The 13,557-nt window shown below is 55.0% G+C and carries 12 protein-coding genes; 7 read left to right on the forward strand and 5 right to left on the reverse strand.

Annotated elements, in window-relative coordinates:
• The first annotated feature begins 267 nt into the window (after positions 1 to 267).
• Together ACZRKO_RS15660 and ACZRKO_RS15665 are read left to right on the forward strand one after the other, a co-directional pair.
• Positions 268 to 600 carry a PTS lactose/cellobiose transporter subunit IIA gene (locus ACZRKO_RS15660; RefSeq protein ID WP_463738192.1) on the forward strand — a complete coding sequence of 111 codons (333 nt, stop codon included), beginning with the start codon at positions 268 to 270 and terminating at the stop codon, positions 598 to 600.
• Positions 601 to 677: 77 nt separating this feature from the next.
• On the forward strand, positions 678 to 1,691 hold the full coding sequence (locus tag ACZRKO_RS15665) for a LacI family DNA-binding transcriptional regulator (protein ID WP_463738193.1): 1,014 nt from the start codon (positions 678 to 680) through the stop codon (positions 1,689 to 1,691).
• Positions 1,692 to 1,715: 24 nt separating this feature from the next.
• On the opposite strand, the gene lysA is transcribed toward ACZRKO_RS15665, so the two are convergent.
• Positions 1,716 to 2,978 carry a diaminopimelate decarboxylase gene (gene lysA / locus ACZRKO_RS15670; RefSeq protein WP_463738194.1) on the reverse strand — a complete coding sequence of 421 codons (1,263 nt, stop codon included), beginning with the start codon at positions 2,976 to 2,978 and terminating at the stop codon, positions 1,716 to 1,718.
• Positions 2,979 to 3,116: 138 nt separating this feature from the next.
• Here lysA and ACZRKO_RS15675 point away from each other — a divergent pair, with 138 nt between their 5' ends.
• Together ACZRKO_RS15675 and ACZRKO_RS15680 are read left to right on the forward strand one after the other, a co-directional pair.
• Positions 3,117 to 4,061 carry a LysR family transcriptional regulator gene (locus ACZRKO_RS15675; protein WP_463738195.1) on the forward strand — a complete coding sequence of 315 codons (945 nt, stop codon included), beginning with the start codon at positions 3,117 to 3,119 and terminating at the stop codon, positions 4,059 to 4,061.
• A gap of 55 nt (positions 4,062 to 4,116) precedes the next feature.
• Positions 4,117 to 4,947 (forward strand): ChaN family lipoprotein, encoded by an 831-nt coding sequence (locus tag ACZRKO_RS15680; protein WP_463738196.1) that lies wholly within the window; start codon positions 4,117 to 4,119, stop codon positions 4,945 to 4,947.
• A gap of 42 nt (positions 4,948 to 4,989) precedes the next feature.
• Here ACZRKO_RS15680 and ACZRKO_RS15685 read toward each other — a convergent pair whose 3' ends face one another.
• Positions 4,990 to 6,153 (reverse strand): MFS transporter, encoded by a 1,164-nt coding sequence (locus ACZRKO_RS15685; RefSeq protein WP_463738197.1) that lies wholly within the window; start codon positions 6,151 to 6,153, stop codon positions 4,990 to 4,992.
• Positions 6,154 to 6,356: 203 nt separating this feature from the next.
• Positions 6,357 to 7,271, reverse strand: coding sequence for a LysR family transcriptional regulator (locus ACZRKO_RS15690; RefSeq protein ID WP_463738198.1), 915 nt, complete (start codon positions 7,269 to 7,271; stop codon positions 6,357 to 6,359).
• Positions 7,272 to 7,395: 124 nt separating this feature from the next.
• Between ACZRKO_RS15690 and ACZRKO_RS15695 the strand changes: the two genes are divergently transcribed.
• On the forward strand, positions 7,396 to 8,280 hold the full coding sequence (locus ACZRKO_RS15695; protein WP_463738199.1) for an MBL fold metallo-hydrolase: 885 nt from the start codon (positions 7,396 to 7,398) through the stop codon (positions 8,278 to 8,280).
• Between the two features lie 66 nt (positions 8,281 to 8,346).
• On the opposite strand, the gene ACZRKO_RS15700 is transcribed toward ACZRKO_RS15695, so the two are convergent.
• A complete protein-coding gene (locus ACZRKO_RS15700; RefSeq protein ID WP_463738200.1) occupies positions 8,347 to 9,060 on the reverse strand; it encodes a tetratricopeptide repeat protein in 714 nt (237 codons plus the stop codon).
• A gap of 144 nt (positions 9,061 to 9,204) precedes the next feature.
• Between ACZRKO_RS15700 and ACZRKO_RS15705 the strand changes: the two genes are divergently transcribed.
• Together ACZRKO_RS15705 and ACZRKO_RS15710 are read left to right on the forward strand one after the other, a co-directional pair.
• Positions 9,205 to 10,944: an ABC transporter ATP-binding protein/permease gene (locus ACZRKO_RS15705; protein WP_463738201.1), complete on the forward strand. Its 1,740-nt coding sequence runs from the start codon at positions 9,205 to 9,207 to the stop codon at positions 10,942 to 10,944.
• 145 nt (positions 10,945 to 11,089) lie between these two features.
• Complete coding sequence (locus ACZRKO_RS15710; protein WP_463738202.1) at positions 11,090 to 11,842, forward strand: GntR family transcriptional regulator; 753 nt, start codon at positions 11,090 to 11,092, stop codon at positions 11,840 to 11,842.
• A 38-nt stretch (positions 11,843 to 11,880) separates the two neighbouring features.
• Here the strand turns inward: ACZRKO_RS15710 and ACZRKO_RS15715 are convergent, their stop codons facing one another.
• Positions 11,881 to 13,479, reverse strand: coding sequence for a PTS transporter subunit EIIC (locus ACZRKO_RS15715; protein WP_463738203.1), 1,599 nt, complete (start codon positions 13,477 to 13,479; stop codon positions 11,881 to 11,883).
• Positions 13,480 to 13,557 lie beyond the last annotated feature (78 nt).

A 13,557-nucleotide genomic window follows, 5' to 3' on the forward strand; every position in this document is an offset into this window, starting at 1 on the left:
TCGTTAAACTATTGGGTGTTTATTCCGCGCAGAAGGCAGTGTGAATACCCGGTGCAGAGGTGCCAGAAAAAATTTCTGTCGCGAAATAGGTCAGATTCCGGTTCTGAGGTCTTCCTGTTTATCCAGTGCGTACAGCGTCATCGCAATTTGGTATGCCAAAAAATAGCTTACTGACGGTTAATTTCTGTGATCTCGTTCTCACATGTGAATATTGGAATTCCAATATGATGAATTTCACCCATTCTGGTATACCAATTGGAGTTAACGATGGAATTCGACCTCGAACAGACCGTCATGGAGTTATTGATCAACGCAGGCGAAGCGCGATCCCACGCCATGATGGCGATTCAGAGCGCACGTAAACAGCAGTGGGAGGAAGCCGATACGATGCTTAAAGCCTCGGATGACGCGGCCCGCAAAGCACACAAAGTGCAGACACAGCTGATCGGTCTGGATGAGGGCACCGGCAAGATCCCGGTCAACCTGATCATGGTGCATTCGCAGGATCACCTGATGACCGCCATGTTGTGCCGGGATCTGGCCGGGGAGATCGTCCTGCTGCGCCGAGAGATGTTTGCGCAGAAAGAACAGGCGAACTGACGGATTTCACTCCCTTCCCCGTCGCCGGGCTGTGATAAAGTTAAGTTTAATTAGCCGGATGCGGGGATGAGAGACCGATGGTAACTATGTTAGACGTTTCGCTGCGCGCGGGAGTCTCAAAAGCAACGGTATCAAGGGTGCTTAACGGCACCGGGCAGGTAAAACAGAGCACGCGTGATGCGGTATTTCGCGCCATGGAGGAACTCGGCTACCGGCCCAATTTTCTGGCGCAATCGCTAGCGACCAACAGCTCGCACAGCCTCGGGCTGGTTATCTCCAATTTCGACGGCCCCTATTTTGGCCGCTTACTGCGTCAGGCCGCGAAACTGGCGGAAAGCAGTGGTAAACACCTGATTGTGACCGACGGCCACGACACGCCAGAAGATGAGCTGCAGGCCGTACATTTGCTGGCTGACCGGCGCTGCGATGCCATTATTCTCTACACCCGTTTTATGTCCGACAGCCAGCTGATGAACCTGCTCGGCACCCTGTCTACTCCGCTGATGGTCGTCAACCGCGCACTGCCCGACGCACCCGAGCGTTGCGTCTACTTTGAGCAGCAGCAGTCGGCTTTTGAAGCGACGGAGTTTCTGATCAAACAGGGCCATCACCATATCGCCTGCATCACCGGCCCGATGCGCACGCCGACCGCGCAGGCACGGCTGGCAGGGTACAAAGCCGCGCTGGCTCATCACCAGCTGCGGTTTGAATCGCTACGCGTGGCCCACGGCGACAGCAGCGTGCCGAGCGGATACTACGGCTGTAAAACCCTGCTGGAAAGCGGCGTGAGTTTCAGTGCGCTTTTTTGCTGTAATGACGATATGGCCGTCGGGGCGATGAAGGCGCTGCATCAGGCGGGAATTCGCCTGCCGGAGGATCTTTCCCTGTTTGGATTTGACGATGAGCCGAGCGCGGCGTATTTGCATCCGGCGCTCTCGACCGTCTATCTGCCGATTGACGCCATGATAGCCGCCGCCATTGCGCAGGCGCTGCGGCTGATTGAAGGCAAACCGCTGGCGCCGATTATGCCCTTTACCGGCGAATTGAAATTACGTGAATCAGTCTTACCAGGGCCTTTCGCCAGCCGCTGAAAGGCAGGCGAGCCCCGGACTTAATCAGATCAGTTCCAGCGCCAGTAACTCTTCAATAGTCTGACGGCGGCGGATCAGGCGCGGCACGCCGTTTTCGAACAACACTTCCGGCAGCAGCGGGCGGCTATTGTAGTTCGATGACATCGATGCGCCATACGCGCCGGTATCGTGGAACACCAGATAGTCACCGATCTGCACCGGCGGCAGCGGGAAAGTTTCGACGCCGCCGCCCGCTTCCTGCGTAAACACGTCGCCAGATTCGCACAACGGACCGGCAATCACTGAATCGATCAGCCGTTGTCCGCTGAGGTCGCGGCCATCAGCTGGCAGCAATGAGATATGGTGATAGCTGCCGTACATGGCCGGGCGCATGAGGTCGTTGAAACCCGCATCGCACAGAACAAAGTGGCGGCTGCCCATGTTTTTAGCGGCACGAACCTGCGCCACCAGCACACCAGACTCGGCAACCAGGAAACGGCCCGGTTCAATTTCCAGATGCACAGCGTGGCCGAGATGTGTGGCAATTTGCTCACGCGCGCGGTTCCATAATCCGTAATAGTGCTCAGTATCGATGGCTTCTTCGTCGAAATGGTAGGGAATCGATAAACCACCGCCGGTAGAAATCGCATCAATATCATGACCGGTTTCAATCACCTGACGCACCATGGCATCGCACACCTGCTCAAGGTGAGCGTAATCCACGCCGGAACCGATATGCATATGAATGCCCGCCAGCTTCAGGTCATAACGCGCAATCTCAGCCAGTGCCTGAGGTAAATCGGCATACCAGATGCCGTGTTTGCTGTTTTCGCCGCCGGTGTTAGTTTTCTGGCTGTGGCCATGACCAAAACCAGGATTGACGCGCAGCCACACCGGATGTCCGGCTTTCTGGCGGCCAATCTGTCCCAGCATGTCAATCGACCCGGCGTTCACCGGAATATCCAGTTCAGTCACGCGGTCCAGCGTCGGCTGGTCCAGCACGTCAGCGGTGAAGACGATCTCACTGGCTGCACGGCCTGGCACAAAACCGGCCAGCAGTGCACGTTCAATTTCGCCAAGCGAGACGGAGTCCACCTTCACGCCCTGCTCACGCATCAGACGCAGAATATGAATATTCGAACAAGCCTTCTGCGCAAAACGGATCACATCAAACTGGCGTAACTGATCAATACGCTCGCTGATGATCTGCGCATCATACGCCCAAACCGGACAGCCATATTGCTGCGTCAGTGCCAGAAGATTGGCGGCATTCAGCGCGGTAGAAGTATCGTTTAAGGCGCGTGGCATAAAGAGTCCTGAGATCGGCTAAGAAGAAGTTAACATGAGTATCGCCGATCCCTTCTCTGCGGGAAAATATCTGTTTCGCACCAATCTATTCATTTATGATATGGGAATAGCCCCCCGTCACCGCCCTGCGGAGTCCCCATGCCAGCCATTTCACTGCGCCATATCGAAATTTTTCACGCCGTAATGACTACCGGTAACCTGACCGAAGCCGCCGCGTTGCTTAATACTTCTCAGCCAACGGTCAGCCGCGAGCTGGCGCGCTGCGAGAAATTGCTGAATTTACAGCTCTTTGAACGCCTGCGCGGCCGTCTTTTTCCGACGGTTCAAGGGCTGCGATTGTTCGAGGAAGTACAGCGTTCCTATTACGGGCTGGACCGTATCGTCAGCGCGGCGGAGGGCATCCGTCAGTTTGAACAGGCACAGCTCTCCATCGTCTGCCTGCCGGTGTTCAGCCAGTCGTTGCTGCCTGCGGTGTGCAAACCCTTTCTGGATCGCTATCCGGATGTCAGCTTCAATATCGTGCCGCAGGAATCGCCGCTGCTCGAAGAGTGGCTGTCGGCGCAACGCCATGACCTCGGGCTGACCGAAAATACCCACACGCCTGCCGGCACCGAACGCCAGAACCTGCTGACGCTCAACGAAGTCTGTGTGCTGCCCGCGGGCCACGCACTGGCAGCAAAAAAGTGCCTCACGCCGCAGGACTTTAGCGGTCACAATTTTATCAGCCTGTCCGCCACCGACAGCTACCGCCAACTGCAGGATATTTTGTTCACCGAGCATCAGGTGAACCGCCGTCTGGTGATGGAAACCCACAGCGCCGCGTCCGTGTGCAGCATGGTGTGTGAAGGCGTCGGCGTGTCGGTCGTCAATCCGCTGACCGCGCTGGACTACGTGGAACGCGGCGGTGACCGCATGGTAATCCGTGAGTTCAGCCTGCCTGTGCCCTTCACTGTCAGCCTGATCCGCCCGCTGCATCGCCCTGCCTCAGCGCTGGTCACCACTTTCGTCGAACATTGCCACCAGCAGGCAGAGCGGTTTGCGGGACGTCTTGAGGTGGCCCTCGGCAGGCGATCTTGTAAATGATAATCATTATCCATAACATGCGAACACAGTCCCGCTATGGAAAATGAGGATCACCATGAACAAGTTTTTACTTCTGGCTATTCTGGCACTCACTGCCTGCTCAACCACGCCACAAAAAATGCCCGCTCCGGTCACTCCGCCGGGCGGCACCATTACCGATTTACGCACGGGCAAAACACTTTCGCAGTCTGAGTTAATAAGCTATCTGGCTGACGCACCTCTGGTGGTTGTCGGTGAGAAGCACGACAATCCGTACCACCATCAGATCGAAAACTGGCTGGTTCAGAGCCTGCCACTGCTGCGCCCGCAGGGCAGCGTACTGATGGAAATGCTGACACCTAACCAGCAACCGCAGGTGGATAAGGTTAAAGTCTGGCTGCAAACCAACCCGCAAGCCCGTCCTACGCAGGTGGCGGAACTGCTCAACTGGCAAAAAGGCTGGGACTGGTCGATGTACAGCGACGTGGTGATAGCCGCGATGAAAGCGCCTTACCCGCTGCTTTACGCCAATCTGGACCGCAGCGAGATCATGGCCTTTTACCAGAACCCGGTCTTCCCGGCCGGTAACAACAGCGCCACCGCGCCGGTGAAAGAAGCCATTGCCGAAACCATCCGCATCTCACATCAGCAAAATATTGCGCCACAACAACTCAACGCGATGCTGGCGATTCAGCAGCAGCGTGACCGCAGAATGGCACAGCGCCTGCTGGCCGCGCCGCAGCCGGCTTTGTTGATCGTAGGAGGCTATCATGCGAACCGAAACGTTGGGGTGCCGGTGCATGTGAAGGATATACAGCCAACAGCATCTGTGACGGTATTAATGCTGTCAGAACAAGGGATTGAAGTGGATAAGCGGCAGGCAGACTACGTCTGGGTAACACCTTAATATTTTACCGCCCCCTTCATTACGTCGGGGGCGGCGTATTCATCAGGCAATCGCTTTTTCAGCTTTTTTCGCCGCACGGCGGAACGTCACAATGCACAGCACAAAACCAATCAGCCCCAGGCCAGATGCTGCCAGCGGAACCGCTGTCAGCCCCATGCCGCGGGCAATCACTGCCCCGCCGACCCACGCACCCAGCGCATTACCGACGTTAAACGCCGCAATGTTCAGGGTTGAGACCAGATTCGGCGCATTTTTGCCGTAAGTGACTACGTTGATTTGTAACGCCGGGACGGCGGCAAAGCTGACCATCGCCCAGAAGAACAGCGTCACTTCAGCCGCCAGCAGGTTCACGCTGGTCCAGCTAAACAGCGCCGAGAAGACGGCAATCAGCAGGAAAATCATCGTCAGGGTCGCGCCCAGACGCCAGTCCGCCAGACGCCCACCGACCACATTACCGATCGTCAGACCCAGACCAATCAGCAGTAGCGTCCAGCTGACACCGTGCTCAGACACACCGGTGATTTCCGTCAGCATCGGCGCAATGTAGGTGAACAGCGCAAACATCGCGGCGGAGAAAAACACCGTGATCGACAGCGACAGCCATAGTCCCAGACCGCGCAGCGCACCCATCTCTTTGCGTAAATCCGTTGGCTCTTCGTCTTTCTTATCCGGCAACTTCTTGTACAGCGCGAACAGTGACACCACGCCGATAATCGCCACCGCCCAGAAGGTTGAACGCCAGCCGAGCGCCTGACCGAGCGCGGTACCCAGCGGCACACCCAGCACGTTGGCAAGTGTCAGACCGGTGAACATCAGCGCAACGGCTGAGGCACGGCGGTTCGGTGCCACCAGATTGGCGGCCACTACGGCCCCAATACCAAAGAAGGCACCGTGGCACAGAGCAGTGATCACCCTCGCCAGCATCAGGAAACCGTAGCTGTACGACAAGGCGCACATCAGGTTGCCGAAGATGAAGATCACCATCAGCAATAACAGGGTTTTCTTACGCGGTAATTTGGCCGTCAGCACCGCCATGATCGGCGCGCCGATGGCAACGCCCAGTGCATATCCGCTGATAAGCCAGCCCGCCAGCGGAATGCTGACCTGTAAATCGTTCGCCACATTAGGCAACAGCCCCATGATGACAAACTCCGTGGTGCCGATCGCAAACGCACTCAGCGCCAGTGCCAGTAGTGAAACAGGCATAAATTTCCCCGTTGGTTTATTTATAATTGTTAGAACAATGTTGCGTAGGGCACAGAAATACCACGCAGATCACACTTTTGACCAGTTTTGGCCTGACCGGATGGCACAAAATGGGATGGGTAAACCCTTAACTAGTTGATATTTAAATAATGAGTAAAATGTGTGCAAAAGTTTCAAAATGTCGTGCCACCGGTGTCATCGGATTATTTTTCAGCACTCAGTGACAACCAGCGCGGATGCCCAGCGAACCACGTCACCAGAAAGTCCAGCAATGCCCGCAAAGCCGTTGGCATTTGCCGGCGTGATGCGTAGATGGCGTAAATGCCCATGTTTTGCGGTTGCCATTGCGGTAACAATGCCACCAGTTGACCGGTGGCCACCAGCGGCGCGGCAGAGTAGTAAGGTTGCATAACGATCCCCGCCCCCTCCACCGCGCCCGTCAGCAGCACCAGCGACTCATTGGCGCTGAGGTTGCCACTGACCGGCACCGCCGTTTTTTCACCTTCGCGCTCAAACTGCCACAGACTTTTGCCGAAATAGCTGTAGGTCAGGCAGTTATGCAGCGCCAGATCCTGCGGCTTTTGCGGCGTCCCCTGAGCGGCCAGATAGGCCGGAGAGGCGCAGACGACGGAGGGACACTGCGCCAGCGGGCGGGCAATCAGGTTAGGGTCAAGATCATTGGTGATGCGCAGCGCCAGATCGATGCGGTCTTCCACCAGGTTGATCGCCCGGCTTTCGAGTTGCAGATCAATGCTGACCTGCGGATGGCGGTGTAAAAATTCCGCAACGGCGATCACCACCGCGCCCTGCCCGAAAGATTGCGAACAACTCAGGCGTAATAAACCGCGCAGCGCGTCGTCCTGACTGGCACCCACGCTCACCATCTCTGCCGCCACCGCCAGCATTTTCCGGCAGCGTGCGAGGGTGTTTTCACCGGCATCCGTTAAACTGAGTTTACGGGTCGAGCGGTGCAGCAGGCGTGCACCGGACCACTTTTCCATTTCAGACAGATATCGCGTCACCATCGCGCGCGACATATTCAGAGACTCGGCGGCACTGACCATACTTCCCCGTTCAACAATGGCGACAAAAACTTCAGCAGCGGTAATTCTGTCCATGGATTCGTCCGGTTTGTGCAACAAACAGTTGCGCATTATCCGGTTTTTCTCCCGCTTTATGCAACGTACAGTAGGTGCTTACCGATATTTATTATTTTGCCCCTATTCTCTCTGAGGAAATCCCATGCGCCTGAACGCCAAACGTTTCAAAAGAATCGCCCTGACCACCGCGTTACTGCTCGGCACCAGCCTGTCTGCCTATGCCGCTGATCTGAAAATGGAAGTCTACAATCCGGGTGAAAACAGCGTCTTCCCGGTATCGTCTGAGATCATCACCGGTGAAAAAGACGCCGTGCTGATCGACGCGCAATTCCAGCGCAACGACGCAGAAAAGCTGGTGGAGAAGATTAAAGCCAGCGGCAAAAACCTGACCACGATTTATATCAGCCAGTCAGATCCGGATTTCTACTTTGGGCTGGATGTTGTTCATGCCGCTTTCCCTGATGCGAAGATCCTCGCGACTCAGGCGACGATTGATGAAATCAACGCCACCAAACAGGGCAAAGTCGCCTTCTGGGGACCGCAACTGAAAGAAAATGCGCCGAAAACCGTGATCGTGCCGCAGGCACTGAAGGGCAACAGCTTTGAACTGGAAGGCAAAAAGTTTGAAGTGAAAGGCCAGGTGGCCGACCGCACTTTCGTGTGGATCCCCTCGCTGAAAGCCGTAGTGGGTGGTGTCCTGGTGGATGGCAATAACATGCATCTGTGGGTTGCCGACAACCAAACCGTGGGATCCCGTCAGCAGTGGGTTGCCGCACTGGATCAAATCACTGCGCTGAAACCGGCTACCGTCGTGCCGGGCCACTTCCTGCCCGGCGCACCACATACGCTGGAATCGGTGAGATTCACCAAAGATTATCTGCTGACGCTGGAAAAAGAGCTGCCAAAAGCCAAGGATTCCACGGCGCTGATCACCACCATGAAAGGCCACTATCCGCAGTTGAAAGATGATTCGTCGCTGCTGATGAGCGCAAAGGTATTGAAGGGTGAAATGAAGTGGCCCCAGTAAAACTCTGAAACGTAATGTTGCAGTCCTCCCCCAGACCTGTGGGTTTAGGGGAGGACAACATTCTACCTACAGGACCCGTACAAACGGTCCTTCAGCCTGCACGTTCATGCCAAAACCGCAGTCGCCAAGGGTGTGCAGGTTGACCTGTTCCGCAGCGAAATCCATATTAACCACGCACTGACCGCCACCGGCATTTTTATCATCGACTTCGTGATACTCCGCTTTTCCCTCTTTTACCGTTGTCACCACCGAGAACTCACCGGTATTCGGACCGTAATAGAGTGACATCAACCCCATGTACATTCCGCTGAAATCAATGCGAAATTGTGCCTCTTCGGCTTTCACTTCGACCACGTTCCAGTTGCCATAACCGGCGTATTGCCAGTACAACCCGGCGACGCTCGGGGCGGCGGGTAAAACATTCAGTTGGGGCTGAATCTGGCTGAGGTTGTATTGAGATTTCTTGTCCTCCGGCGCCAGTGCCAGCCAGGCTTTAGCCTTGCGGTACTGCCCCTGACGGATATAGGTCAGGGCAATATTGTTGTAGGCGGTGGCAATGGTATCCTGCGGTTTATGGCAAAATTCACTCCATGCCACCTGGTCACGAAACACTTCGCGCGCCTTGTTATACTGGCCCTGCTGATAGGCCACTTTCCCGGCGGAGGCGTAAATACCCGCCTTCAGGCAGTCCCCATTAATGTCAGGCTCATCGATTTTCGCCAAAGCCTGCAAACTGACTGAGCATCCTGCCAGTATCAACAGATTCAATACCACTTTCATCAAACACCCTTTTCTTAATACGGAATTGAACTTTACCGCGGGAAAAACATCCTTACATGTGTTCCATTGCCCTCTCGCGCTGGGTCACTCATTCTGGGATGATGATTCATTCACAACATAAATATTTTTGAAACACGGCAATTTATGACTAATAAACCTGGGAAATCGGCACCGTGGCGTGCTGTCTGGCAGTTGATTAAGCCTTATTGGCTCTCGGAAGAGAAGTGGCGTGCCTGGAGCATGTTGACCACTATCGTTATCCTTTCACTGGCAAGCGTATACCTGAGCGTTCAGTTCAACGAATGGAGCCGGGTGTTTTACGATGCGCTGCAAAACAGAAACTATCCGGTTTTCAAAGCCCAGCTGTTCAAATTTACCTGGCTGGCGCTGCTCTTTATCGTCATTGCCATCTATAAAGTCTACCTGACACAGGGCCTGCAAATGAGCTGGCGGCGCTGGATGACCGAAGAGTATATGGACAAGTGGCTGGGCAATCACGCCTATTATTACACCGAGTATCAACATCAGGTGGATAACCCGGACCAGCGTATTTCCGACGATCTCAACGCACTGACCAGCGGAACGCTTTCGCTGGTGCTCGGGCTGCTGTCGAGCGTAGTCACCCTTTTCTCCTTCGTGTTTATACTTTGGGCCATCAGCGGACCATTAACTTTCGCCATCTCTTCCCATGAATTCACCATCCCAGGCTATATGCTCTGGTTCGCGCTGCTCTACGCGATTGTCGGTTCGGTCGTGGTCTGGTGGGTAGGTAAGCCACTGGTACGCCTCGGATTTAATCAGGAATGGTTCGAAGCAAACTTCCGTTTCGGTTTGATCCGCGTGCGTGAAAACAGCGATGCGATCGCGCTTTATCACGGTGAGAAAAGCGAACGTGAGCAGCTAAGTGGCAAGTTTGAGTCGATCAAAACCAACTGGTGGTCGATCATGAAGGTCACCCGTAGCCTCAACGTCGCCTCCACGTTTTACGCCCAGTTCGCCAATATTTTCCCGATTCTGGTCGCTTCGCCACGCTACTTCTCTGGCGCGATTCAGATGGGTGCGCTGATGCAAATCGCCTCGGCGTTCGGTCAGGTTCAGGGGTCGCTCTCGTGGTTTATCAACGCCTTTACCGATCTCGCAAGCTGGAAAGCGTGTGTAAACCGTCTGGCGGGTTTCAATGCGGCAATCGATCAGGTCAACGCACAGCCACGCGGTATCAGCGTGCGTGAATCAGACAGTGTGGATCTGCAACTCGACGATTTAACCCTGAAGCTACCCAACGGCAGCCCGCTGTTTTGCAACATTTCAGCCAGCCTAAAGGCCGGTGAGCGCGTGTTGATTGCAGGCCCGTCCGGCTGTGGTAAATCAACCCTACTGCGCGCCATTGCGGGGATCTGGCCTTACGGTGCGGGGAATATTCACCTTGCCGCCGGTAAAAGTCATTTGTTCCTGCCACAGCGCAGTTACATACCGATTGGCACCTTGCGTGAAGCCTTGAGTTACCCGGAATCCAGCCGCGACTACACCGATGACCAGTTGAATACCGTGCTGGAACAGTGCTGCTTACCGCATCTGCAAAGTGTGTTGGACGAATACGCCAACTGGAGCCAGCGCCTGTCGCCTGGTGAACAGCAGCGTTTGTCATTTGCCCGCGCATTGCTTATCGAACCGGATATTCTGTTCCTCGACGAAGCCACCAGTGCACTGGATGACGAAACCGAACAGCGGATGTACAGCCTGCTGGTCAGCGAATTGCCTCAAACCTCTGTGATAAGCGTCGCGCACCGTAACAGTGTGGCGAAATATCATCAGCACTGCTGGCGCTTCAAACGTCAGGAGGAGGGCGGCAGCCAGTTCTCTTCATCGGCGTTATTGCCTGAATAAAGCCTGCAACCCGACCCTATCCGGGGTTGGGTTTTTTTCCCCTCACGCACGTGCCTCAAAACCCCTCCCAGCGCACAATTCTTCGCGTTAAATTTGTTCAAATGTATACCCCGCTATACAATTCAAACAGCTTACCGGAGGGCTGATGAAAATCGACAAAACCTCGTTCGTTCCACTTTATTTGCAAATAGAACAGCAGCTTACTGAAAAAATCACTGCCGGAGAGATTAAACCCGGCGATCCGATCCCAACGGAGGCCGCGCTGTGTGAAATTTATGGCGTCTCACGCATGACTGCCCGTAAAGCGGTGGATTATCTGGTGCGTCAGGGACGGGTGGAGCGTTTTCGCGGACGCGGAACGTTTGTTGTCAGAAAGACGACGCTTAGCAAAGTCAATTTGCCGCTCGACCGCCATCTGACTGCCAGCGAACTAGCGGTCGAGATCAATCAGCCGATTGAAAATCGCGTACTGGAATTTAAACGCACCAGCGCGGATACCGAGATCGCCGCCGCGTTAGAGGTGCCGGTCGGCACCGCGCTGCATTTTATGGTACGCCTGCGCCTGCTCGGCCAGGCGCCTTTTGTCTACGAACAGTGCTGGCTGCTGGCAGATATGTTCCCCGATCTGACCCGCGAAGATCTCACCACGTCGAAATATGCCTATTTGCGTGCAAAGGGTTTCGAACCGGTGGGAAGCAATAAAGAGATTTCAGCAGAGTTGCCCTCTCATCAGATCCGGCTGGCGTTGAATCTGTCACGGGATGAACCGGTACTACACTCGCGCGCCGTGACTGAATTCACGGACGGGATGAAGTTCGAAGTGTCTGACGTCTATTACAACCAGCAACATTACAGTTTCAGCATCCGCGCTGAAGTGAAAGGCAAAAAAAGAGGCTAACCGCAAAGCCAACCTCCTGACTTCTCATCAACGCTGAATTAACTGATCCCCGAGAGTTCAGCCTTCACCAGATTCGCCACCTGCTCGACCTGCGGGCCATAAATCACATGCACGTCATTGTCCGTCACGCGCTTCACGCCCATCGCGCCGGTTTTCAGCAGGGTTTCATCCTGAACCTGCGCCATATCCTTCACCTTCACCCGTAAGCGGGTAAAGCAGCAGTCCACCTGCGAAATATTCCCTTCGCCACCCAGCCCGAGAATAATGTTTTTGGTCTTCTCATTGCCCTGCGCCGGTTTCGCGCGCTCATCGGCATCGTTTTCATCTTCACGACCCGGCGTTTTGACCTGCATACGCAGGATCACCCAGCGGAAACTGAAGTAGTACACTGGTGCATAAATGATCCCAAGGATCAGCGGATACCACCAGTGAGTCCTGGCGCCACCGAGTACGCCGAAAATCAGGAAATCGATCGCTCCGCCCTGCACATTGCCGATCATTACGTGGAACATCTGCATCAGAACAAATGAAATCCCGGTCAGCACCGCGTGCATGACATACAGCACCGGCGAGACAAAGATGAAACAAAACTCCAGCGGTTCGGTAATACCGGTGGTGAAAGAAGCCAGCGCTCCCGCCAGCATCAACGCTTTCACGCGGCCTTTATGCTCAGGCCGGGCGCAGTGATACATCGCCAGCGCCGCCGCCGGTAAGCCAAACATCATCACCGGAATTTTACCCTGCGCCAGAAAACGAGTGGCCTGCTGCGTTACCTGATCGCTAATCGCACCGGGATCGGCCAGCGAGGCGTTAAAGATATTCAGCGCACCGACAATGCTCTGATTGTCCACCGTGGTCACGCCACCAATCGGCGTGAAGCGCACCGTCTCGTTGATGATGTGATGCAGGCCGGTGGGGATCAGCAGCCGCTCGGAGGTGGCATAAATAAAGGTGCCTATCTCGCCGGTGCGGCCAATCAGCTCACCAACCCACTGAATGCCAAGGGCAATGGTCGGCCAGATGAGCGACATCAGCACACCCACAATTGGCAGGACCAGAATGGTGACAATCGGAACAAAGCGCCGCCCGCCAAAGAATGCGATCGCCGTCGGCAACACGATGGTATAGAAACGGTTGTGCAGCCACATGGTGATAAGCCCGACCAACACCCCCCCCAGTACGCTCATGTTGTAGGTGAAGATCCCCAGCGTATTGGTGAACTCCGCCGCATAAATCATCGCATCACTTTCAGTCATGCCTTTGGCCGTCAGTTTGGCGAGGGTAATGGTCTCCGGCGTAATATTCTGCGCCAGCAGACTATAATTAACCCCAACGTGCAGGCCGACGAAGCCAATCACTGCAGAGAAAGCTGCCGTAGCTTTCTCTGCATTGGCCAGCCCCATCGCCGTAGCGACCGCGAAAAACAGCGGCAAATTAGCAAACAGCGCGCCCGATACCTGCCGGATAAAACCGATAACCAGTTGCAGCGATTTTATCTGCGCGAAAGACTCGCCGGTGACTGCCGGGTTTTGCAACGCTGCCGCCAGCCCGAGGAAAATCCCCGCTGCGGCGATCACCGAAATCGGCGTCATCAGCGCTTTACCCAAATCATGGATTTTGCTGCCTAATTTCATCATCCGTTTCCCCTTCGTCAATGGGCGAAAAAACGCCGTTAATAGAGTAAAGTCATGGAATGTATAGTTGTATAGACAAAT

It is taken from the genome of Ewingella sp. C233, assembly GCF_055407225.1.

Bases quoted from the DNA above. Each gene is read 5' to 3' on its own strand.
- ACZRKO_RS15660 (WP_463738192.1), top strand. From the start codon at position 268: ATGGAATTCGACCTCGAACAGACCGTCATGGAGTTATTGATCAACGCA.
- ACZRKO_RS15665 (WP_463738193.1), top strand. From the start codon at position 678: ATGGTAACTATGTTAGACGTTTCGCTGCGCGCGGGAGTCTCAAAAGCA.
- lysA (WP_463738194.1), bottom strand. From the start codon at position 2,978: ATGCCACGCGCCTTAAACGATACTTCTACCGCGCTGAATGCCGCCAAT.
- ACZRKO_RS15675 (WP_463738195.1), top strand. From the start codon at position 3,117: ATGCCAGCCATTTCACTGCGCCATATCGAAATTTTTCACGCCGTAATG.
- ACZRKO_RS15680 (WP_463738196.1), top strand. From the start codon at position 4,117: ATGAACAAGTTTTTACTTCTGGCTATTCTGGCACTCACTGCCTGCTCA.
- ACZRKO_RS15685 (WP_463738197.1), bottom strand. From the start codon at position 6,153: ATGCCTGTTTCACTACTGGCACTGGCGCTGAGTGCGTTTGCGATCGGC.
- ACZRKO_RS15690 (WP_463738198.1), bottom strand. From the start codon at position 7,271: ATGGACAGAATTACCGCTGCTGAAGTTTTTGTCGCCATTGTTGAACGG.
- ACZRKO_RS15695 (WP_463738199.1), top strand. From the start codon at position 7,396: ATGCGCCTGAACGCCAAACGTTTCAAAAGAATCGCCCTGACCACCGCG.
- ACZRKO_RS15700 (WP_463738200.1), bottom strand. From the start codon at position 9,060: ATGAAAGTGGTATTGAATCTGTTGATACTGGCAGGATGCTCAGTCAGT.
- ACZRKO_RS15705 (WP_463738201.1), top strand. From the start codon at position 9,205: ATGACTAATAAACCTGGGAAATCGGCACCGTGGCGTGCTGTCTGGCAG.
- ACZRKO_RS15710 (WP_463738202.1), top strand. From the start codon at position 11,090: ATGAAAATCGACAAAACCTCGTTCGTTCCACTTTATTTGCAAATAGAA.
- ACZRKO_RS15715 (WP_463738203.1), bottom strand. From the start codon at position 13,479: ATGATGAAATTAGGCAGCAAAATCCATGATTTGGGTAAAGCGCTGATG.